The organism is Streptomyces apocyni (assembly GCF_009739465.1).
In the GTDB taxonomy this organism is placed as follows: domain Bacteria; phylum Actinomycetota; class Actinomycetes; order Streptomycetales; family Streptomycetaceae; genus Streptomyces; species Streptomyces apocyni.
In genome coordinates this window covers 37,922-59,559 of the sequence record NZ_WHOM01000061.1, presented here as the reverse complement: position 1 = coordinate 59,559, position 21,638 = coordinate 37,922, and the positions used below count along the sequence as shown (strand labels likewise).

Genomic DNA, 21,638 nt, shown 5'->3' with positions numbered 1-21,638 from the left:
GTCGACCCTACGGACCTGGCGATCCTTTCGCATCGCAATAATTCCCATCGCAATATTCGGCATTCGGCGTGATCCAGCGGACTCCCGTCGTGCGGCGGCCGCGCCGCCTCCGGGGAAGGAGGCGGCGCGGCGCGGGCGCGGTCGGGAGGGGGATCGGTCAGGAGCCGGAGCCGGAGCCGGTGCCTGCGCCTGCCAGGATGCGGGGCTCGGCGGCCTCGTACTGGCGCTCCTGGTCGTCCTGGTCACGCCGGGTGCTGCGGATCGTGCCCAGCCAGCCGAGGAAGAAGCCCAGCGGGATGGTGACCAGACCGGTGGTGTGCATCGGGAACCAGCTGAAGTTCCGGTCGGTGATCAGGGCGTGCTCGCCGCCGGAGACCACCTCCGAGAACGCGAGAAGCACGAGTACGGAGAGGGTGCCGCCGATCATCGTGTAGAGCAGCCCGGTGTTGGTGTAGCGGCGCCAGAACAGGCGGTAGACCAGCGCCGGGGCGATGGCCGACGCTCCGATGCACAGGGAGAGCGTGATCAGGGCCTGGAGGCCCCAGTCCTGTACGGCGATCGCCAGCGCGATGGCGGGTACGCCCACCGCGACGGCGGCGGCGCGCGCGGCCCGTAGCTCCCGCACCGCCGGGAGGGACGTACGCCGCAGGCCCAGCGCGTAGAAGTCGTGCGCCAGCGAGGAGGCGCAGGCCATGATCATGCCCGAGACCGAGGAGAGCAGGGTCAGGAACACCGCGGCGGCCACGGCGGTGAACAGCAACGTCGCGACCATCGACGAGCCTTCGGCGACGCCCTGACTGACCTGGAGGATCGCGAGGGTGCCCTGCGGACCGCCAGCGGCCAGCGCGTCCCGGCCGATGATCGCCGCCGCGCCGAAGCCGATGATCGCGAGCAGGAAGCAGACGACACTGACCGTGCCGACGGCCCAGGACATCGAGCGCCGGATGTGCCGGGCGCTGTGCGCGGTGTACATACGCATGGTCACATGCGGTAGGCACGCGGCGCCGAGCACTACGGTCACCATGGCGCTGACGGTGTCCAGTTTGCCCATTCCGTCGCTCCCGAAGCGCATCCCGGACGTGAGGTAGGCGTCGCCGACGCGGCTGCCCGTCTTGGCGTCGGACAGGAGCTGCGAGGGGTTCCAGCCGACCTTGTTCATGATCAGGAAGGCGAGGGCGGCGGACGCGCCGACCAGCACCACGATCTTGATGATCTGGATCAGGGCCGTGCCCTTCATCCCGCCGATCGCGGCGTAGGCGATCATCAGGATGCCCAGGACCACGATGCACCCGGTGCGGATGGCGTCGCCGTCGAACCCGAGGATGAGCGAGACCAGATAGCCACTCGCCGCGAGCTGCACGATCATCATCGGCACCAGGGCGAGCAACGTGACCGCGGAGGACACGATCCGCACCTTGCGGTCCGACGCGTGCCGGGCCAGCGCGTCGCCCATGGTGAAGCGGCCCGCGTTACGCAGCGGCTCGGCCAGCAGGAACATCAGCAGCACCAGGGAGAGCGCGCTGCTCAGCGCGAGGGTGAGTCCGTCGAAGCCGGTGAGGGCGATAAAGCCGACGGTGTTGAGGATGGTGGCCGCCGAGATGTAGTCACCGGCGATGGCCAGGCCGTTCGGGATCGACGACATACCGCGGTAGCCGGTGTAGTAGTCGCTCAGGTCATCCCGCTCCGCGCTGTTGATGATGCAGAGCAGCAGAGTGAAGGAGGCGATCGCGCTGAACGCGACCAGCGAGAACGTCTGGGCCGACGAGCTGAAGGTGTTCACCGGGCGCCTCCCCGCGCGCCGCGCTCTTCCACCGCGCGCCGGATGTCACGGGCGAGCGGGTCCACGGTGCGTACGGCGGACCGTTCATAGCCGATGATCGCGGCGAACGTGACCGGGAACTGCAGCAGCCCCATGACAAGCCCGAAGGTGAAGCCGCCGACCAGCTCGGTCTCCATCAGCCCCGGGGCGTACCCGGTGAGCAGGAGGAACACGACGAAGTAGCCCAGCGCCGCGAGCGTCATGACGCGACGCAGCCGACGGTACGAGGAGCGCAGCCGGGGCAGTCCTGGCGGAGGCCCCACCGGTGTGGGTGCGGCGGCGGCCGGACTTCCGTACGCCTGGGGGCGGTAGCCCGGACCCTGAGGGGTGAACAGGCCCGCTGGCTGGGCGGGTGGTGGGGGGAACGGGTCGGGTCCGTATGACATGCGGGGGACAGCTCCTGTGCGATGAGGGTGCGGCGGCGCGGCGGCCCGTCGCCCTGGCCGCTGGCACGCCGGAGGGCGCGGGCAGCGGGTGGGGGGTGGCGGCGGGGCCGGTGGCGGTACATTACTGGTCGGTAGGGAGCGTTGGCGCTATCGGGCCGATAATGTTCTCAACCTGAAACTTCCACCTAGTGAAATAGCAATCGCCGCCCACCCTGAGGGCGGACGGCGGAGGTTCGAAGGCGGGCTCTTAGGCGGGCTTAGGCGGCTCTCAGTCGGGGCTCTCAGCGGTCTACGCGCTTGGTGTGCGGGCCGACGTCAGGGACCTCCCCCACCTCGGCCGCGGCCGGATCGAGCACCCGCGCCAGGAACGTGCGGGTCCGCTCATGCTGGGGGTCGCCGACCACCCGGTCCGGCGTGCCCTGCTCGACGATGACGCCGCCGTCCATGAAGACGACCCGATCGGCGACCTCACGGGCGAAGCTCATCTCATGGGTGACGACGAGCATCGTCATCCCCTCCCGCGCGAGCGAGCGCATCACGGCGAGCACGTCACCGACCAGCTCCGGGTCCAGGGCCGAGGTCGGCTCGTCGAACAGCATCAGCTCAGGGTCCATGGACAGGGCGCGCGCGATGGCGACCCGCTGCTGCTGGCCGCCGGAGAGCTGCGCCGGATACGCGGCCTCCTTCTCGCTCAGGCCGACGCGCCGGAGGTTGCGCCGGGCGACCCGGTTCGCCTCCTCCTTGCCGCGCCGCAGCACCCGGCGCTGGGCGATGGTGAGGTTCTCCAGCGCGGTGAGGTGCGGGAAGAGGTTGAAGGACTGGAAGACCATGCCGATCCGGCGGCGTACCCGGTCGATGTCCACGTCCGGGTCGGTGACCTCCGTACCGGCCACGGTGACCGTGCCGGACGTCGGCTCCTCGAGGAGGTTGACGCACCGCAGCAGCGTCGACTTGCCGGACCCGGAAGGCCCGATGACACAGACCACCTCGCCCCGCCCGACCGAGAAGTCGATGCCCTTGAGCACCTCCAGGTCACCGAACGCCTTGTGCAGGTCCTGGACCTCGATCGCCTGACCCGCCTGACCCGCCTGACCCGCCTGACCCGACTGACCCGACTGTCCCGACTGACCCGACTGTCCCGACTGACACGCCTGCTCGGGCGACGCGGGCTCCTTGCCTGCCTTCATGGTGCTCACCTGGCTTTCGCGGTACGGGCCTCGAGCCGCCGTACCAGATGGCCGAGCGGCAGGGTGATGACGAGATACAGCAGTCCCGCGATCAGGATCGGGGTGAGGCTCTTGTGCTCGTTGAGCGCGTCCCGGCCGAAGTTGGCCAGCTCGAACTGGCCGAGCGAGAGGCCGAGCAGATAGACCAGCGACGAGTCCTTGGTGAGCAGGATCAACTCGTTGGTCAATGGCGGCAGGACGATCCGGAAGGCCTGCGGCATCACGATCGACACCATCGCCCGGCCCGGCGACATCCCCAGCGAACGGGCCGCCTCCCACTGGCCCTTGGGGACCGCCTGGATGCCCGCCCGGATCGTCTCCGCCATATACGCGGCGCCGACCAGACCGAGCGAGAGCATCACGGTCACGTTCATGTCGAGCGCGACCTCGAAGGCCAGCGGCACGCCAAAACCCAGCGAGATGAACACCAGCAGGGCCGGGATGCCACGGAAGAACTCGATATACGCGATCGCCAGCCAGCGGTACGGCGGCACCGACGACAGCCGCATCATGGCCAGCACGAGGCCGAGCCCCAGGCCGAAACCGAAGCCGAGCAGGGCGTAGAAGGCCGTGTTGACCAGCGCGGTGGTGATGATCTCGGGGAACAGGGCCCTGGCGACATCGACGTCGAAGAACGCCTCGCGTAGCGTTCCCCAGTCGGCCACCAGGGCGAAGGCGGCGATGGCGAGCAGCAGCACCGCGTACTGGACGCCGCGGAACACTCGCGCCCGCTGCCGTCGGGACAGGGCCAGGGACAGGGGCATGCGTGCGGAACTCCCTTGCTGGGTGGGGAGCGTCAACGTCGCGGCGTCAGCTCTGGGGAGTGGTGCCGAACCACTTCTTGTAGATCTCGTCGTAACGCCCGTCGTCCCGGGCCGCCTTGAGAACCTCGTTGACCTTCTCGCGCAGCGCGTCGTTGCCGGTGCGGAAGCCGATCCCGTACTGCTCGCCGGTGTCGAACTCCGCGGTCACCTCAGTGCCCGGGTTCTGCTTGACGTACTCGAAGAGCACGCCGTTGTCGTTGATCGCCGCCTCGACCTGTCCCGACTTCACTGCGGCGAGCAGCAGCCCCACGTCCTCGAACTCCGTGAGCTCGACGCCGTCACCGTTCTCCTTGGCGTAGATGCCGCCGGTGGTGGCCTTCTGGTAGCCGAGCTTCTTCCCCTTGAGATCGGCGATCGTCTTGTACGCCTTGCCCTTCTTGGTGATCAGCGCCTGGGTGGCGTTGAAGTACGGGTCCGAGAAGTCCATGACCTTGTCGCGGTCCTCGGTGATCGTCATCCCCGCGGCCGCCAGATCGCACTTGCGGATCTTGAAGTCCTGGCCGGTCTCGATGCCCTCGAAGGGCGTGTTGACGATCTCCTGCTTGACGCCCAGCTCCTTGGCGACGAGGTCGACCAGATCCACGTCAAAGCCGACGATCTTGCCGTCCTTCTTCGACTGGAACGGCGGGTACGGCAGATGGGTGCAGGTCTTGAGCTTGCCGGACGAGACGAGCGCGATCTCCGAGCCCTTGGAGCCATCGCCGCCGCCATTGCCGTCGTTGTCTGGCTTGGTGCTGGTGCATCCGACGGCCGTCACTATCGCTATGACGGGCATCGAAGAACGAGCGGACACAAGACCTCCAGGGCAGATGAGATCAACGGCGCTGCGATCGACGGCGTACGTGATCAACAGCGCCTTGTGGTGCGCGAGTTGCGATGCATCCTGCCACTGGTCACCGTCCCTGTCTCTGGCGCGTCGATTGCGTCTGGGTAACGCCCCTTACCGCGAACCGTGTCGTGGCGCGGTCGCGTCAAGGACGCGTCAAGGTGGTGTGGGGTGCCGTAAGAGAGGTGTCAACGACGGACCGATCGGGGCGGATGAGGGGTTTGCTCTCACGAGGCCTCCGTCGTGGAGGCCGCATGCCCCCTCCCGTCTCACTCAGGAGTTCGCGATGGCCGATGTGGCCTTCGTCGTCACCATGATCGCGGTCTTCGCTCTGGTGGCCTTCATCGCCAAGCGTGTCGCGAAGCTGTGACCGCCGCCCGCTCCTGACCTCGGTGTGTTCGTACGGGTGTGCCCGTCGGGTGTCACTCTTCCGGGGATCGTCGTGTGGTTGCGCGCCGGGTAGAGCACTCGGCGGAGGTCAGCCATGGACGAGACAGCTTGGACGGCCGAGACAGTCGAGATGGCCGGGACGGCGTTGCGCCCCAAGTCGATGCCCGGCTCCGCCAGTATGTCTGGGACTGAGTCCGGGGCTGAGTCCGAGACTCAGTCCGGGACGGATGCCGGGGTGGGTGCCGGGGCGGGCAGTGGTCGTCGGCAGCGGGCGGCGCACCGGCGTAGGAGGCGGCCGCTGACCGCTGTTCTGGGCGTGGTGGCCGTACTCGTGCTGGTGTTGACGGGTGTCGGACTCGGCACCGTGGGTGCCACGGTCATCAGCATGGGCAAGCTCGCGGACCTGAAGGAGCGGCCGGGCGAGAGGCCGCCGGGAGGCGCGCCGGACACCCCGGCGAAGCCGGACGGTACGCCACGGCCGTCGGGGCCTGAGCCGCAGGGCGGGCAGAGCGCCACGGCACCGGACGCGGTGCCGGACCGGCCCGCCGCCCGGGCCACGCTCGGCATCGAGGCCATCGACGCCGAGCAGGGCGCGGGGGCGCTGCTCGTGGGCGTGCACATCCCCGGCCCCGGGTACAGCGCGGGACTCGTACGCGGGGATGTGCTGCTCGCGATCGGCGGCCACCCGGTCCGTACGGCGGCGGAGCTGGCCGCCGAGGTGGCGGCGGCGCGTCCCGGCAAGGCGGTGGCGGTGACGGTACGGCACGAGGACGGCGCGCGGGAGTCGCTGTCGGTCAGGCCGGGCGTCGTGACCTGAGAGGGCGGGTCACGCGGGCACCGTGCGGTAGTGCGTCGTCAACCGCCCCGCGTCGTCCAGGACATGGAAGGCGAACCCCGGATCGGCCGCGCGGTCCGCGATCTGCTCGCCCTCCCACGGCAGGCGCAGCGTCCAGGTGACTCCGGGCCCGACGAGCAGCGGCCGTCCCCCGAAGGTGGTGGCGGCGGGGGTGTGGGCGTGCCCGGTGATCAGCGCCGTGATCTCGGGGTGCCGGTCGAGCAGGGCGGCCAGCCGGTCAGGCTCCTGGAGCTGGTACCTGTCCGGGAGGGGGTGGTGCAGGGCGACCGGTGGGTGGTGGAAGGCCAGCAGTACGGGGATGTCGCCGCCCAGCTCGTCGAGGGTGGCCTCGATCCAGGCGTACGTCGTGTCGTCGAGCAGCCCCTCGTCCTGGCCCGGAATGCTGGAGTCGCACATCAGGATCGCGGCGCCGCCCACGCGGTGAACCCTGTTGACAGGGTCGTCCGACGCGGGCTCGCCAAGCAGCGCCTTGCGGTAGGGGCCCCTGCTGTCGTGGTTGCCGGGGCAATGCAGTACCGGGAACGGCGCGTCGAGTACGCGTGCCGCCTCCTCGTACTCCGCCTCCGTGCCATGGTCCGCGATGTCCCCGGTGACCAGCAGCGCGTCCACTCGCGTACCCAGGCCGCGCAGGTGGCCCATGACGCGCTCGGCGCGCTCGGTCCCACGGGCCGTCCCATCGAGATGAAGGTCGCTGATCTGGGCCAGCACGAGCATGGCGACACCTCCAGGCGTTAATGGTTGCAGCGCTATCTAAGCATTAGATCGTGGAGGGGAAAACCCCTGGCTCCGCTGTCGGCCCGCGCGCATGATGGGCCGCATGCTGAGCACCCTCGTCGCCTTCCTCGGCGCCTGCCTCCTGATCGCCGCTTCGCCGGGACCGAGCACCATCCTGATCATCAGGAACTCGCTGCGGAGCAGGCGTTCCGGTTTCTTCACCGTGCTCGGAAACGAGACCGGTGTGTTCGTCTGGGGCCTGTTCGCGGCCTTCGGGCTGACCGCGCTGCTGGCCGCGTCACAGTTCGCGTACGACGTGATGCGCGTCGTCGGCGCCGTGGTGCTCGTCGTCTTCGGCGTCCAGACCCTGTGGCAGGCGCGGCGTGCCAGGCGGGGCGAGGGTGGGGCTGAGAGCGCGGGTGAGGGCCTCGCAGCGGTCGGGGAGGCCCAGCCGGTGCGCACCGGCTGGGCCTCCTACCGAGGCGGGCTGCTGCTGAACCTGGCGAACCCCAAGGCCGCGATCTTCGCCATCTCCTTCCTGCCACAGTTCGTGCCCGCCGGTGCCCCGCAGCTCCCGGCCATGGTGGCCCTCGCCGCGATCTGGGCGGTCTTCGAGGTCGCGTACTACAGCGGGTACGTCTGGTTCGTCGCCCGGCTGCGGGGCGTTCTGTCGCGGGCGGCGATCCGGCGCAGGCTGGAGCAGGTCTCCGGTGGTGTGCTGGTGGCCCTGGGCGCGCGGCTGGCGCTGGAGGGCTGAGCGCCCGCCCTTGACGGTTGACGGGCTGTTTGCGGCTTTACGGCGCGGGCGCGAGCAGGACGCAGGACTCGCCCGGCAGGTTCAGCCGCCCATCCGCCCCCGGCGCCTCGGTCGGCTGCCACGCGGCCAGTACGCGCGCCGCCCCGCCCTGAAGCGGGATCGCGGCCGGTTCCCTGGACAGGTTGACCGCGATCCGTACCTCCCCGCGCCGGAACGCGAACCACCGCGCTGACTCGCTGTAGGCGCTCCGGACGGCCGCCAAATCCGGGTCCAGGAGGTCTGGTTGGGCACGGCGCAGGGCGATCAGCTTGCGATGCCAGGCCAGCAGGCGCGCGTGCGGGTCCTTCTCCAGCTCGTTCCAGTCGAGGCAGGAACGGTCCCGGGTGCCCGGGTCCTGCGGGTCAGGGACGTCCCCCTCCGCCCAGCCGTGCGCCGCGAACTCCCGTCTGCGGCCCCGTCGTACCGCATCCGCCAGCTCGGGGTCCGTGTGGTCGGTGAAGAACTGCCAGGGCGTGCGCGCCCCCCACTCCTCGCCCATGAACAGCATCGGCGTGAACGGCGAGGTCAGCGTCAGCGCGGCGGCGCAGGCCAGCAGCCCAGGCGAGAGCGTCGCCGAGAGCCGGTCGCCCATGGCGCGGTTGCCGATCTGGTCGTGGTTCTGGGCGAACCCGACGAAGCGGTACGCGGGTGTGGTCGTACGGTCCACCGGGCGCCCGTGCCGACGGCCGCGGAACGACGAGTACGTACCGTCGTGGAAGAAGCCGCGGCTGAGCGTCTTGGCGAGCGCGGCCAGCGGCGCCCGCGCGAAGTCCTCGTAGTAGCCCTGGGATTCGCCGGTCAGGGCGGTGTGCAGGGCGTGGTGGAAGTCGTCGTTCGCTTGCGCGTGCAGCCCCAGGCCCCCCTGGCCGCCCCGCGCCCGAGGCGTGATGACCCGGGGATCGCCCAGGTCGGACTCGCCGATCAGGAACAGCGGACGGCCGACCTCGTCGGCGAGCGCGTCCACCGCGGCCGACAGCTCCTCCAGGAAGTGCTGGGCACGGGTGTCGCGCAGCGCGTGTACGGCATCCAGCCGCAGCCCGTCGATCCGGTACTCCCGCAGCCAGGCCAGCGCGCTGCCGATCAGATACGCGCGAACCTCGTCCGAGCCTGGGGCGTCCAGGTTGACGGCGGCGCCCCAGGGGGTCTGGTGGGTGTCGGTGAAGTACGGCCCGAACGCCGGGAGATGGTTGCCGGACGGGCCGAGATGGTTGTGTACGACGTCCAGGACCACGCCGATGCCCAGCTCGTGTGCCCGGTCGACAAAGCGCTTCAGCGCCTCGGGCCCGCCGTACGGCTCATGCACGGCCCACAGCGACACACCCTCGTACCCCCAGCCGTGCCGACCGGGGAACGGGCACAGCGGCATCAGCTCGACATGCGTGACACCCAGCTCGATGAGATGCCCGAGCTGCCGCGCCGCCGCGTCCAGGGTGCCTTCGGGGGTGTACGTGCCGATGTGCAGCTCGTACAGCACCGCGTCCCGCAGTCCGCGCCCGGCCCACTCGGCGCGCCAGTCGTAGCGGGTGTGCTCGACGACGGCGCTCAGGCCGTCGGGGCCGTCCGGCTGCCGCGCGGAGCGCGGGTCGGGGCGTACGGGGCCGTCGTCGAGTACGAAGCCATAGCGCGCTCCGTCGCCCGCCTCGGCCTCGCCCGCCCACCAGTCCGTACGGTCCGGGTCGCGCTCCAACGCGAGGGTGGTGCCCTCCAGTTGGAGCGCGACCCGGTCTGCTTGTGGTGCCCACACCTCGAACCACACGGACGGTTTCCCCCTCGTCCCCTCGCCGATATCGCGCCGTTGCCCGTTGCGCGTTGTCCGTTGTCCCCACTTCCGGCGTCCATCGTGCTCCAGAAGTGATCGACGCGCCGGGGAATCGGGGAGACAGGGCCGCCTAGATGAGGTCGATGCGCTTCTGGACGACGGGATACCCGGCCTTAGCGAAGTTCGCCAGCATCGGGAAGTTCCCGTCATCGGTCGCCGCCACGATGCGCGTCGCGCCCCGCTCCACGAGGAAGTGCGTCGACTCGACGACCAGGTCGTACGCGTAGCCGTGCCCCCGTTGCCCGGGTACGACCCCGATGAACCCGGCCGCGAAGCCGGACGGGACACGGCACGGCAGATGCAGCCCGACGAGTTCGCCCCCCGGCGTGAAGGCCAGCTGCGGCCACGCCTCGGGGCACCAGTGGATGTAGTCCAGGTCCTCCTGGGCGGCCGTATCCAGACCGTGTTCGGCGGTGGCGTGCAGCGCGTGCGCGTCCAGGGTGGCCGAGCTGATCTGGCGCAGGACGTCGAGGAGCACCTGGTCGTCCCGCTCTTCCCGGAAGACCAGCCGCCCTGGGCGCTCGGGAAGCCCCTGCTCGGGCGTCCACGCGTAGCGGCAGCGCTCGACCAGGGCGCGCTTGCCCGCGGCCTCGGCCGCCGCGACCCGGGCCTCACCCGCCGCCAGAGTCGCGGGGTCAGCGCGCCAGTCGGACGGCAGGATGAGCTCGTACTCGACGTCGAACGGAGCCTGGCGCAGCAGCTCGGTACCGGCCTCCTGCTCGCCGTCGGCGAAGTCGAACCAGTTGATGTTGATCGGGGCGGTGTCGTCGGGCCCGCCCCACCACGCACCGCGCGCCACGACCTTGCCGTCGCGCAGGGCGACCAGGGTCCACTCGGGGCGGTAGTCGCCGCCCTGGGCGATGGTGCGGTACTCGATGCCGGTGACGATCCGGCCGACGAGGCCGGGGTCGGCGAGGGTGTGGAACAGGTGTGCGTCGCTCTCGGTGAGCGCGCGGATGACCAGATCGGTCATGGGGGAGATCCTCCGGAAGGTTGGCGCGCTCCCGGCGAGGTGGGGAGGTGGTCAGACAGCCAGACGCGTCAGACCTGGGACGCCGCGGGGACGGGGCGGGAGCGCGGGGATACGTCGATGACCTGCACAGCTCTCGCCTCCTTCCCATGGTGATGGCGTCGTGGCGACGATAGGGGTAACTGGGCCGTCCCGTCCAGGGAGTTTGTTGCCCCGAGGGCCAGGCGGCGAGGACCGGGCAGGCACCGCACTGCGCGTGGGCGTGATTCGGGCCGGGGCAGGGGTACCCGGGTCCATGACTGAGCTGCCCGATGTCGAGGGGTTTGGAGAGGTCCTGGCCTCCTGTGCGCGCGGCTGCCGGATCAAGCGGCTCGAAGTCATGGACGCCGATGTGTCCGCACCGACAGCTCCACCGCGCTCACCGACCTGCACGGACCTGAAGGGAGTCGTCGATCATGACTGGCAAGGCCAGGTCCGGCAAGGCCGTGAGCGGTTCACTGGAGCAGTACCGCTCCAAGCGGCACCCTGACCGCACGCCCGAACCGATGGGCAGTACCTCGGGCAGAGGCGGTCGGCGGCGTTTCGTCGTGCAGAAACACGCGGCCACCTCACTGCACTACGACTTCCGGCTTGAGGCGGGCGGGGTGCTGAAGTCGTGGTCGGTGCCCAAGGGGCCGTCCACCGATCCGCGGGAGAAGCGTCTGGCCCTGCGCACCGAGGACCATCCTGTGGACTATGCCGACTTCGAAGGCACCATCCCGGAAGGGGAGTACGGGGCCGGTGCGGTCATCCGCTGGGACGTGGGCACCTACCGGAACCTGGCCGAGCGCGGCGGAAAGAAGGTCCCCGTGGCCAAGGGGGTGAGCGACGGGCATGTGAAGGTGTGGCTGGAGGGGGAGAAGCTCCGCGGCGGCTACGCCCTGACACGGACGGGGCCCGAGGGCGGGAAGGAGCGGTGGCTCCTGGTGAAGGTCAAGGACGAGGAGGCCGATGCCCGCCGTAATCCGGTGAATTCCGAACCCGCCTCGGTACGGACCGGCCGCACAGTGGAGGACGTCGCCGAGGAGTGACACGCTCGCCGACGCCGGGCGCAGTGGGTCAGCGGTCGTCTTCCTGGGCGAGGGCGTCGAGTCGGCGCCGGGCCGGTCCCAGGGAACGCCGACAGCGGTTCAGCCCCTTCCAGGGGTCGCCCTGCGCGGACAGCCGGTCGGGGAGGGTGCGCAGGGTCCAGCTCTGTGGGCCGGTCCGGCGGTCGTCGAGTTCCTCCCATGTGAGCGGGGTGGCCACCGGGGCGTGCGGACGCGCCCGGACGGCGTAGGGCGCCACTGAGGTCTGGGCGTAGCCGTTGCGCTGCGTATCCAGGTACAGCCGGCCGCGGCGCTTGTTCTTGCGCATCTCGGTCGTCAGCTTGTCGGGGTGCCGTGTGGCGAGGAGATCGGCCACCTGCTGGGCGAAGGCGCGTGTGGTGTCGAAGTCGGCGCGGCGGTCGAGGAGCAGGACGAGGTGCAGGCCGCGTGAGCCGGTGGTCATCAGGGCGGGCCGCAGCCCGAGTTCCGTAGTCAGGAGGTCGCCCAGCTTCCGGGCGGTCCAGCGCACGATCTCGAAGTCCTCACCCGGAGGGTCCAGGTCGAAGATCAGCCGGTCCGGGCAGTCGAGGCGGTCGACACGGCTCAGCCAGGGGTGTGGGGTGATGCACGCCTGGTTGGCGAGGTAGGCGAGGGTGGCGGCGTCGTCGCACACGGCCATGGTGAGGGTCCCGCCCTCCTTGGCGACTTCCTGGCGGTGAATCCAGTCAGGGAAGTAGTCGGGGACGTCCTTGTGGAAGAACGACGTCCCGCCGTACCCGTCGGGGTGGCGTTCCATGGCCACCGGCCGCCCCCGCAGGTGGGTCAGCATGGGGCGGGAAACGCTGCGATAGAAGTCGATCAGTTCGGCTTTGGTGATGCCGTCATCGGGAAACAGCTCCTTGTCCGGATTCGAGATCGCGACGGTCCGCTTTCCGACGCGGATGCTGTCCTGCGTGCTCACCGTTCCTCCTTCGGTCTCTCGCGTACCACCTGCTCGGCGGGCTTGTCGCTACGCAGGCCGACGAACCGGGGGTGGCGCAGCCGGTCGGCTTCGGTCCACTCGGTGAAAACGATCTCGGCGACGAGTTCGGGCCGCACCCAGTGCACGCCGCGCTTGCGGACCGGGCCGCCGGTGAACGGCTGCTGTGCGCATTCCCCCTCGTCTTCGCTCACCTCTCTTGTGTACGGCTACCGAGGTCCAGCCGCTACCGCAACGGGGGTCCTTCAGGGAGCGGAGGATTCAAGCAGGTCAGGGAGGGTCGGAAGTGTCGGGGCCGCTGGACACCCCAGCCGCGCTACCCGACAATCGCTTGGTGACATCGTCCTTCGAGTTCCCTACGTCCCCCGAGCGGGTCTCCGACGCTGAGCGAGACAAGGCCCTCCAGCTCCTGCGCGACGGCGCGGTCCAGGGCAGGCTGTCGCACGACACCTTCGTACGCCGCATGGGACTCGCGCTCGGCGCCCACAGGCCGGACGAGCTCGCCGCGCTCACCGCCGATCTGCCACGTCGGCAGGGCAGGCTGACGCGGCTGGTGACCGGCGCGGTCGGCGCGGTGTCCGCGTTCACGGTACGGGTACGGGGGGCCTGGCAGGCCGAGCGGCTGCCGCAGCTGCTGCTCCCCCTCCCGGCCAGCGCCCCGCATCCGCTGCGGATCGGCCGCGACCCGGCGAGCGGGCTGCGGCTCACGCATGAGTCCGTCTCGCGGGCGCACGCCGAACTGCGGGCGCAGAGCGGCCGCTGGGTGCTGTACGACCTCGGCTCGACCAACGGCACCAGCGTGAACGGCAGGCGGGTACTTGGGGCCGCCATCGTCCAGGTGGGCGACCAGGTGTCCTTCGGCTCGGTGAGCTACCGTCTATCGGTGCAGTGAGTGGGGGGCGGGCCCTAAGCCCAGCAGGGCTACCGGGCGCGTGGCGAAAAGGTCCCGCGCGCGGGCGTGCCCGGAGAACTCCCGGCCCCGCTCTCCCTCCGCGGGCTCCTCGGGGGTGAGCAGGTCGACAAAGCGCCCTGCGGGCAGCGGCAGTTCGGTGTCCCCCCAGCCGCCCGCGTCGGCCAGCCGTAGCGGCAGCCGGGTCACCGCGGTCACCACGCGTTCGGAGCGGGTGAACGCCACGCAGTGGTCGGCGGCCGGGCCGCGCGCCCAGAGCGGCCGGTAGGCCGCCGTCTCGCCGAAGGCCTCCGGGAGGGCGCGTCGCAGCCGCAGGGCTACGCGGGTGAGGGCCAGCTTCTCGCCATCGAGGTCGTCGCGGTCGTCGAGGTCGTCGCGGTCACCGATGTCGCCGAGTGCGTCGAAGTGCACCGGCCGTCGGTTGTCCGGGTCGACCAGCGTCGCCCGCGCGTATTCCGTGCCCTGATAGAGGTCGGGGACCCCCGGCATCGTCAGGTGCAGCAGCGCCGCGCCGAGCACGTTGACCCGTACCCAGGGGCGCAGTTCGGCCGCGAACTCAAGGAGAGTCGCAAGCGGCGGGCCGTGCGTCGCGGCGTCGACGAAGGCGGTCAGGGCCTGCTCGTAGCGCGGGTCCTGCTCGGTCCAACTGGTGAACAGACCCGCCTCGCGCGCGTGCTTCAGCATGGCGTGCCGCAGCCGGACGCTGGGCGGGTCGCCCACCCCTACGGCCGTCTCGCCTACGGCCGTCTCGCTCAGCTCCCGCGCGAAGCCAAGCGCCGTCTGCCAGGTGGCCCACGCGAGGTGCGGATCGGGCGGCTGCCCGCCCTCGCCGCGCGCGGACGCGGCCGCGATCCCCGCGACGAACTCCGCCCACCGGCCCGGGCATTCGGTGAGCACCGCGATCCCCGCCCGGACCTCGGCGCTTCGTTTGGCGTCGTGCGTGGACAGCACCGTGCCGGTGGTGGGCCAGTCACGCTGCACGCGCGCGCCGTACGCGTGGAACTCCCCGGGGGACACGGCGGGCCGCCCAGGGTCCCCGCCCACCTCCGCCGCCGAGACCAGCGGAAAATAGCGATAGAAGGCCGTGTCCTCGACCGCCTTGGCGCGCAGCGCCGACGCTGTCTGCCCGAACCGGGCACGAAACGCCCGTCGCTCCGGACCGCCGTCGCCATCGTCGCCGTCGCCGCGCGGCCCACCGAGCAGCAGATCCCGCACGTCATCGACCACCCGCGCCTCATCCGCCACCGCGAACGCGGCCTTCGCCTCCCGTGCCGCCCGCTCGGTCAGCACGGCCCTGACCGCGTCCCCGGTGCCGTACGGCCGGTACACCGGAATCCGTACGAGGAGCTCGCGTAAGGCCGTACGCAGCGCCCAGGGGGCGTGGTCACGCGACGCGAGACCGACGCCGAGACCGACGCCAACGCCGACGTCGAAGCAGCGGGCGGCGTCGCGGGCCAGCCGGTCGACCTCGGCGGCCAGCTCATGGGTGATGACCCGGTACGCGGCACGGCGCGCCGTCGGCTCCCAGGCGCCGCCACGGTCGGCGGGGCGGCCGGTGAAGTCGCGGTACTGACCGATGAGTTCACCGACGCCGACGGGGTCAACGAACAGCCCGTCGATATGCCGCAACGCGTCATAGCCGGTGGTGCCCGCGACCGGCCAGGAGGCGGGCAGCCGCTCGCCGTCAGCGAGGATCTTCTCGACGACCGTCCAGCGCCCTCCGGTGGCCTCGTGCAGCCGCTGGAGGTAGCCGCCGGGGTCCGCGAGACCGTCCGGGTGGTCGACGCGCAGCCCGTCGACCACACCGTCCCGCAGGAGCTCCAGAACCTTGGCGTGGGTGGCGTCGAAGACGTCCGGGTCCTCGACCCGTATCCCGATGAGTTCCGAAATCGTGAAGAACCGGCGGTAGTTCAGCTCGGTACGGGCCAGCCGCCACCACGCCAGGCGGTACCACTGCGCGTCCAGGAGCGCGGGTAGCGGGAGTCCGGCCGTCCCCTCGCGGAGCGGGAACGCGTGCGCGTGGTAGCGCAGTACGTCGCCCTCCACCCGCAGTGCGTCCAGCTCCGCGCCGATCCGGCGCGCGAGAACCGGCAGCAGCAACCGGCCGCCGTGCGCCGCCCAGTCGATGTCGAAGCAGCGGGCGAACGGCGAGTCCTGGCCCTCGCGCAGTACCTCCCACAGCGCTCTGTTGTGGCGCGGTACGGCGGCCATGTGGTTCGGCACGATGTCCAGGACCAGGCCGAGGCCGTACGAGCGTGCGGTCGCCGCCAGCGCGCGCAGCCCCCGCTCACCGCCGAGTTCGGCCCGTACGCGCGCGTGGTCGACGACGTCATAGCCGTGCGAGGACCCCGGAACGGCCTCAAGTACCGGCGACAGATGCAGATGCGAGACGCCGAGCGCGGCCAGATACGGCACGGCGGCCTCGGCCGCGGCGAACGGAAACGCGGGCTGGAGCTGTAGCCGGTAGGTGGCGGAGGGCGTCGCGGGGCTCAGCGGCACAGGGCTCATGCGCACGTACGTACCCGACCCGCCGCGACCTCAGCCACTCCGCCGCGCAGCCGCGCAGGCCCGCAGCCACTCCGCCGCGCAGCCGCTCAGGCGGGACGCTGCAACACCGTGAGGCTCCGGTCGAGCAGCCTCAGCCGGTCCCCGGCCCGCACCTTGGGACCGGTACGCGGCGGCACCCCCTCCGGCCGCGCCGTATCGGCCACCACCTGCCACTGCCTCCCGTGATTGACCGGAACCACCAACTCCAGTGGCTCGGCCGACGCGTTGAACATCAGCGGGAACGAGTCGTCCTGGATACGCTCCCCGCGCAGTCCGGGCTCGGAGATCGCGTTGCCGTTGAGGAACACCGTCAACGCCCCCGCGCTTGCCCCACTCCAGTCCCGCTGCCGCATCTCCTCGCCCCGCGGGGTGAACCACGCGATGTCGGACAGCTCGTCGTGGGTGCCCTCGACCGGCCGCCCGTGGAAGAACCTGCGCCTGCGGAACACCGGGTGGTCACGGCGCAGCCAGGCCATGGCGCGGGTGAACTCCAGCAGGGGGTCCGGCTCTTCGCCCCGCGCGGGCCAGTGCACCCAGGCCAGCTCGCTGTCCTGGCAGTAGGCGTTGTTGTTGCCGCGTTGGGTGCGCCCCAGCTCGTCGCCGTGCGACAGCATGGGCACGCCCTGCGACAGCATCAGCGTGGCGATGAGGTTCCGTGTCTGCCGCGCGCGCAGCTCCCGCACGGCGGGATCGTCCGTCTCACCCTCTACGCCGCAGTTCCAGGAGCGGTTGTGACTCTCGCCGTCGCGGTTGTCCTCGCCGTTGGCGTGGTTGTGTTTCTCGTTGTACGAGACCAGGTCGCGCAGCGTGAAACCGTCGTGACACGTCACGAAGTTGATGGAGGCGAGCGGCCGCCGCCCGTCGTCCTGATAGAGGTCCGATGAGCCCGTCAGCCGGGATGCGAACTCCGCCAGCGCCCGCGGCTCGCCGCGCCACAGGTCCCGTACCGTATCCCGGTACCTGCCGTTCCATTCGGTCCACAGCGGCGGGAAGTTGCCCACCTGATATCCGCCCTCACCGACGTCCCACGGCTCCGCGATCAGCTTCACCTGGCTGACCACCGGGTCCTGCTGCACCAGGTCGAAGAACGACGACAGCCGGTCCACCTCATGGAACTGCCGTGCCAGCGTGGCCGCGAGATCGAAACGAAAGCCGTCCACCCGCATCTCGGTCACCCAGTACCGCAGCGAGTCCATGATGAGCTGCAGTACGTGCGGAGACCGCATCAGCAGCGAATTCCCCGTCCCCGTAGTGTCCGTGTAATAGCGGCGGTCATCGGCCAGCCGGTAGTACGAGGCATTGTCCAGCCCCCGGAACGACAGCGTGGGCCCCAGATGGTTGCCCTCCGCCGTGTGGTTGTAGACGACGTCCAGAATCACCTCGATCCCGGCCTCATGCAGGGCGCGCACCGCCGACTTGAATTCCAGCACCTGCTGACCTCGGTCACCCCAGGACGCGTAGCCGTTGTGCGGAGCGAAGAAACCGATGGTGTTGTAGCCCCAGAAGTTGCTCAGCCCCTCATCCACCAGCCGGTGATCGTTCACGAACTGGTGCACCGGCATCAACTCAAGGGCGGTGACGCCCAGTCCGGTGAGATGTTCGATGACCGCTGGGTGCGCGAGAGCCGCGTACGTCCCGCGTAACTCCTCGGGCAACTCCGGGTGCAGCATGGTCAGACCCTTCACATGGGCCTCGTAGAGCACCGTTTCGTTGTACGGGGTCCGGGGCGGCCGGTCGTCGCCCCAGTCGAAGTACGGGTTGACCACCACGGACGTCATCGTGTGCGGCGCCGAGTCCAGGTCGTTGCGCCGCTCGGGCGCCCCGAAGTGATACCCGTACACCTCCTCGCCCCAGTCCACCTGGCCGCACACCGCGCGCGCGTACGGGTCGAGCAGCAGCTTCGCCGAGTTGCAGCGCTGCCCGCGCTCGGGGGCGTACGGGCCATGCGCCCGAAAGCCGTACCGCTGGCCTGGCATGATCCCCGGCAGGTAGGCGTGCCGCACGAACGCGTCGACCTCGCGCAGCTCGACGGCTGTCTCCGAGCCGTCGTCGTGCAGCAGGCACAGCTCGATACGGTCGGCGGCCTCCGAGAAGACCGCGAAGTTGGTCCCGGCGCCGTCGTACGTGGCACCGAGCGGATACGCCTGTCCAGGCCAGACCTGCATGGACAGGACTCTTCCACGTCACCCCCCGCCCTGGGGGCCCACTCACCCAACCTCGGTCCCCGTCTTCGCACCCAACTCGGCGTGTGCGGAGTGAGGGCGCTCACTTTTCGCGGGCTCCCGACGGACAATGGGCGGGCCAGGGTGTGGAGTTGCGGTGCAGGCGGGGCAAGGGGCTGCATCCCCCGTCGCTCGCGGAGTACCCTTCCTTGATCGTGAACGGGGTCCCTGTGGGGGGCTAAGAGAGCCTCAGGGGGCGGAAGGCGGTGCGCGGGTGAGCTCGGGAGGGCTGGAGCTGCCCCCAGGTGACTCGGGTCGCGAGGATCGGGACGGCCGGGACGGCCGCGAAAGCCGCGAAGGCCGCGATTCGGGGCGTGCGGGGGACTCCATGGAGGTTCCGCCTTCAGCGGTCTCCGTGGCGCGTCCGATGGAGACCGGGTCCCAGATAGGCCCGGAGCTGGACTGGGGCAGCGACGCCTGGCGCGAGGTGCGTACGCGCGCCCAACGCGCCGGGCGGGCCTACATCTGGCTGAACCTGGTGGAACAGCGGCTGCGCGCGGTCGTGGGCGCCGTCCTGCGTCCTGTCTACGAGCCGGTGCACGGCGAGGACTGGGTGATCGCCGCGGCCGGGCCAGCGGGGCAGGAGTGGGTGCAGCGGGCCGTCGCGGTGCGGGAGGTCAGCCGCCGTAAGGGGTACCTGCTCGATCCCGCCGATGACAATGTGCTGAGCTTTCTGACGCTGCCGCAGTTGCGTGAGCTGATGGTGCAGCACTGGCCGTGCTTCGAGCCGTACTTCGACGATCGCCGGGATGTCGAACTGGCCCTGGACGAGCTGGAGGTCACGCGGAACGTGGTCTCGCGCAACCGAGCCTTGTCGCAGGCCGTGCTGGCTCAGGCGGAGCGTGCCGCGTCCCGGCTGCTGGAGATACTGGGCGCCGACACCGACGTACCGTCGTCGCGGCGGCTGCCGGTGGACGCCGTGGAGGACCTCGTCGGCGACCGGTACGCGGATGTGGTGGGGGTGCACTCCGACCGGGTGCGGCTGCTGCGGCAGTTCCCCGCCGAGGATCTCTTCGGTGAGGCACGGCGTCTGGACGCCATCGGGATAGGCCTGAATCTGCTGGTGCAGAACTTCTCCGGGCGCCGTCTGGTGCGGCTCGCGGAGGCGGGCTGCCGGGTGCGGCTGCTCTTCCTCAATCCGGCGAGCAGCGCGGTCCGGCGCCGGGAGCGGGAGCTGGGGCTGAAGAAGGGGGAGCTGAGCCGCGCGGTGGAGATGAACATCCTCCATATGCGCCGGGTGCGCTCCCGGTTGCGTGACCCGGACGCCTTCGAGATCCGGGTGTTCGACGAGACGCCGCGCCTCACGGCGTATCTGGTCGACGGGGACGGCCCGGACGGCATCGGCATCGTGCAGTCCTATCTGCGCCGGACGCGGGGGATGGAGGCGCCGGTTCTCGTGCTGCGGGGCGGGGGCCGGGTGGTGAAGGCCGGGGAGAGCGGGGAGAGCGGGGAGTACGGGCTCTTCGCGACCTACCGGGAGGAGTTCGAGTCGGCGTGGGCTGACTCGCGGCCGGTGTCCTGAGCCTGGTCCGGCTGAGGCTGGTCCATCTGCGGCCGGGTTGTCAGTGGTGCGTGCGAGGGTGGAACCCAGAAGGAACACGGGGGAAGCACCACTAGGGAGGGGGGCCATCATGAGCTGGCACCGGGAGCTGCTGATCGGGTTTGACCTGGAGACCACGGGCACCGACCCGTGCGAGGCGCGGATCGTCACGGGCGCGCTGGTGGAGGTCAAGGACGGAGTACCGGGAGGGCGGCGCGAGTGGCTGGCCGACCCGGGGGTGGTGATTCCGCAGGACGCCGTGGAGGTGCACGGCGTCACCAACGAGCGGGCGGCGGCCGAAGGACGCCCGGCCGACCGGGTCGCCGACGAACTGGCCAGCGCGCTGGCCGGATACTGGGCCGCGGGTGTCCCGGTGGTGGCGTACAACGCCGCGTTCGACCTGTCGCTGCTCGCGGCGGAGTTGCGGCGGTACGGGCTGCCGTCGCTGTCCGAGCGGCTTGGCGGCACCGACCCCGGCCCGGTCGTCGATCCGTACACGATCGACCGGGCCGTGGACAAGTACCGCAAGGGCAAGCGCACCCTGGAAGCGGTCTGCGCGGAGTACGGCGTCGCGCTGGACTCGGCACACCACGCCTTGGCGGACGCGCTGGCCGCGGTCCAGGTCGCCCGTGCGATAGCCGAGCGGCACGACAAGGTCGCGATGATCGGCCCCGCCGAGCTGCACCGCAGACAGATCGAGTGGTACGCGCAGTGGGCCGCCAGCTTCCAGGACTTCCTGCGCCGCAAGGGGAACGCGGAGGCGGTGGTGGACGGGCAGTGGCCGCTGCGCGGCTGATGCGGGCGGCGTAGGGGCGTACGGGGGTGGGGTGCGTACGTCGGGGGGGAAGCGCGGGGGCGCGTACGGCGGCTGGGGTGCGCCGGGTCGGGTCAGAACGGGTGCCAGCGGACCGCGGCATCGCCGTCGCGCAGCGAGGCCACCCGGCGCTCGAACTCCGCCAGGGCCCGGGGGTTGCTCGGCGCGTGCTGGGCGACCCAGGCGCAGCTCGCGGTCTCCCGTGCCCCGCGCAGTACGGCGCAGCATTCCCACTCCCGTACGTCCCATCCGTAGGCGGAGGTGAAGGTGTCGTAGGCCTCGGCGGGCAGGCCGTACCGGTCCCGGGACAGCGCCATCACCACCAGGTCGTGCTCGCGGAAGTCGGCGGCGAACGTCTCCAGGTCCACTAGCACGGGACCGCCCGCGCCGACATGGACGTTGCGGGGGAGTGCGTCGCCGTGGATGGGCCCCACCGGCAGGTGCGGTACGAGCGCGGCCGCCGCTGCCGCGAAACCGTCCCGGCGCTCGCGCAGATACTCCGCGTCGGTGGGCGCGATCGCCTCACCCGCGAGGCGCAGCCAGCGCTCGACGCCGCCCAGCAGCTCACGGCGCGGCAACGCGAAGTCGGGCGAGGGCAGGGCGTGCACCAGCCGGAGCAGCGCGGCCAGATCGGCCGGCTCGGCGGGGCGTACCGGCTCCGCCAGCCGGTACCACAAGGTCACCGGATGCCCGTCGGCCGAGCGGGGCTCCGGCTCGGCGGCCCGTACGGCGGGGACGTCCGCCTTCTCCAGCCACCCCGCGACACGTAGCTCGCGCTGGGCGCGGTCGTGCAGTTCGGGGGCCGCGCGCCCCACCTTGACCGCCAGCTCACCCGAGGCGAACACCGCGTTCTCCCCTAGGGCCAGGAGTTCGGCGTCCGGGTCCAGGCCCGCCGCGCTCAGCACGTCCCGTGCGCGCGCCTCGTCCATCCGG

At 70.8% G+C, this 21,638-nt stretch carries 20 protein-coding genes; 6 read left to right on the top strand and 14 right to left on the bottom strand.

Annotated elements, in window-relative coordinates; translation table 11 throughout:
- Window positions 1-157: 157 nt before the first annotated feature.
- The 6 genes from GCN81_RS16820 to GCN81_RS31885 all read right to left on the bottom strand — a co-directional run bounded on the left by GCN81_RS16820 (window position 158) and on the right by GCN81_RS31885 (window position 5,567).
- Window positions 158-1,780: a sodium/solute symporter gene (locus GCN81_RS16820; protein WP_156725449.1), complete on the bottom strand. Its 1,623-nt coding sequence runs from the start codon at window positions 1,778-1,780 to the stop codon at window positions 158-160.
- Window positions 1,777-2,205, bottom strand: a complete 429-nt coding sequence (locus GCN81_RS16815; protein ID WP_156725448.1) for a DUF485 domain-containing protein — start codon at window positions 2,203-2,205, stop codon at window positions 1,777-1,779. Before GCN81_RS16815 ends, GCN81_RS16820 begins: the two co-directional genes overlap by 4 nt.
- A gap of 281 nt (window positions 2,206-2,486) precedes the next feature.
- Window positions 2,487-3,392, bottom strand: a complete 906-nt coding sequence (locus tag GCN81_RS16810) for an amino acid ABC transporter ATP-binding protein (protein ID WP_156725447.1) — start codon at window positions 3,390-3,392, stop codon at window positions 2,487-2,489.
- 5 nt (window positions 3,393-3,397) lie between these two features.
- Window positions 3,398-4,195: an amino acid ABC transporter permease gene (locus tag GCN81_RS16805; protein ID WP_197287675.1), complete on the bottom strand. Its 798-nt coding sequence runs from the start codon at window positions 4,193-4,195 to the stop codon at window positions 3,398-3,400.
- Window positions 4,196-4,241: 46 nt separating this feature from the next.
- Entirely contained in the window at window positions 4,242-5,030 is a 789-nt protein-coding gene (locus GCN81_RS16800; protein ID WP_156725582.1) for a basic amino acid ABC transporter substrate-binding protein, read from the bottom strand.
- 324 nt (window positions 5,031-5,354) lie between these two features.
- Window positions 5,355-5,567 (bottom strand): hypothetical protein, encoded by a 213-nt coding sequence (locus tag GCN81_RS31885; RefSeq protein WP_197287674.1) that lies wholly within the window; start codon window positions 5,565-5,567, stop codon window positions 5,355-5,357.
- On the opposite strand from GCN81_RS31885, the gene GCN81_RS16790 reads away from it, so the two are divergent.
- Complete coding sequence (locus GCN81_RS16790; RefSeq protein WP_231626776.1) at window positions 5,566-6,288, top strand: PDZ domain-containing protein; 723 nt, start codon at window positions 5,566-5,568, stop codon at window positions 6,286-6,288. The two genes, GCN81_RS31885 and GCN81_RS16790, sit on opposite strands and share 2 nt — an antisense overlap.
- A gap of 9 nt (window positions 6,289-6,297) precedes the next feature.
- Here GCN81_RS16790 and GCN81_RS16785 read toward each other — a convergent pair whose 3' ends face one another.
- Window positions 6,298-7,041 (bottom strand): phosphodiesterase, encoded by a 744-nt coding sequence (locus GCN81_RS16785; protein WP_156725445.1) that lies wholly within the window; start codon window positions 7,039-7,041, stop codon window positions 6,298-6,300.
- Window positions 7,042-7,144: 103 nt separating this feature from the next.
- Between GCN81_RS16785 and GCN81_RS16780 the strand changes: the two genes are divergently transcribed.
- Complete coding sequence (locus GCN81_RS16780) at window positions 7,145-7,798, top strand: LysE family translocator (protein ID WP_156725444.1); 654 nt, start codon at window positions 7,145-7,147, stop codon at window positions 7,796-7,798.
- Window positions 7,799-7,835: 37 nt separating this feature from the next.
- On the opposite strand, the gene treZ is transcribed toward GCN81_RS16780, so the two are convergent.
- Both treZ and GCN81_RS16770 read right to left on the bottom strand, forming a co-directional pair.
- Complete coding sequence (treZ, locus tag GCN81_RS16775) at window positions 7,836-9,593, bottom strand: malto-oligosyltrehalose trehalohydrolase (RefSeq protein WP_156725443.1); 1,758 nt, start codon at window positions 9,591-9,593, stop codon at window positions 7,836-7,838.
- Between the two features lie 133 nt (window positions 9,594-9,726).
- A complete protein-coding gene (locus GCN81_RS16770) occupies window positions 9,727-10,629 on the bottom strand; it encodes a GNAT family N-acetyltransferase (protein ID WP_156725442.1) in 903 nt (300 codons plus the stop codon).
- Between the two features lie 452 nt (window positions 10,630-11,081).
- On the opposite strand from GCN81_RS16770, the gene GCN81_RS16765 reads away from it, so the two are divergent.
- Window positions 11,082-11,696 (top strand): DNA polymerase ligase N-terminal domain-containing protein, encoded by a 615-nt coding sequence (locus tag GCN81_RS16765; protein ID WP_156725441.1) that lies wholly within the window; start codon window positions 11,082-11,084, stop codon window positions 11,694-11,696.
- A gap of 28 nt (window positions 11,697-11,724) precedes the next feature.
- Here GCN81_RS16765 and ligD read toward each other — a convergent pair whose 3' ends face one another.
- Window positions 11,725-12,654 (bottom strand): non-homologous end-joining DNA ligase, encoded by a 930-nt coding sequence (gene ligD / locus GCN81_RS16760; protein WP_156725440.1) that lies wholly within the window; start codon window positions 12,652-12,654, stop codon window positions 11,725-11,727.
- The gene (locus GCN81_RS16755) at window positions 12,651-12,866 is read right to left on the bottom strand and encodes an ATP dependent DNA ligase (protein ID WP_156725439.1); all 216 of its coding nucleotides are present in this window, start codon (window positions 12,864-12,866) and stop codon (window positions 12,651-12,653) included. Before GCN81_RS16755 ends, ligD begins: the two co-directional genes overlap by 4 nt.
- Before the next feature lie 140 nt (window positions 12,867-13,006).
- Between GCN81_RS16755 and GCN81_RS16750 the strand changes: the two genes are divergently transcribed.
- Window positions 13,007-13,564: a DUF1707 and FHA domain-containing protein gene (locus GCN81_RS16750; RefSeq protein WP_156725438.1), complete on the top strand. Its 558-nt coding sequence runs from the start codon at window positions 13,007-13,009 to the stop codon at window positions 13,562-13,564.
- Here the strand turns inward: GCN81_RS16750 and treY are convergent.
- Window positions 13,550-16,090, bottom strand: a complete 2,541-nt coding sequence (gene treY / locus GCN81_RS16745; RefSeq protein ID WP_156725437.1) for a malto-oligosyltrehalose synthase — start codon at window positions 16,088-16,090, stop codon at window positions 13,550-13,552. The two genes, GCN81_RS16750 and treY, sit on opposite strands and share 15 nt — an antisense overlap.
- An 86-nt stretch (window positions 16,091-16,176) precedes the next feature.
- Window positions 16,177-18,294, bottom strand: coding sequence for a glycogen debranching protein GlgX (gene glgX, locus GCN81_RS16740; protein WP_156725436.1), 2,118 nt, complete (start codon window positions 18,292-18,294; stop codon window positions 16,177-16,179).
- Window positions 18,295-18,565: 271 nt separating this feature from the next.
- Between glgX and GCN81_RS16735 the strand changes: the two genes are divergently transcribed.
- Window positions 18,566-19,873 carry an SAV2148 family HEPN domain-containing protein gene (locus GCN81_RS16735; protein ID WP_156725435.1) on the top strand — a complete coding sequence of 436 codons (1,308 nt, stop codon included), beginning with the start codon at window positions 18,566-18,568 and terminating at the stop codon, window positions 19,871-19,873.
- A gap of 109 nt (window positions 19,874-19,982) precedes the next feature.
- Window positions 19,983-20,687: a 3'-5' exonuclease gene (locus tag GCN81_RS16730; protein ID WP_156725434.1), complete on the top strand. Its 705-nt coding sequence runs from the start codon at window positions 19,983-19,985 to the stop codon at window positions 20,685-20,687.
- Window positions 20,688-20,779: 92 nt separating this feature from the next.
- Here GCN81_RS16730 and GCN81_RS16725 read toward each other — a convergent pair whose 3' ends face one another.
- Window positions 20,780-21,634 (bottom strand): phosphotransferase enzyme family protein, encoded by an 855-nt coding sequence (locus GCN81_RS16725; RefSeq protein WP_156725580.1) that lies wholly within the window; start codon window positions 21,632-21,634, stop codon window positions 20,780-20,782.
- Between the last annotated feature and the right edge of the window lie 4 nt (window positions 21,635-21,638).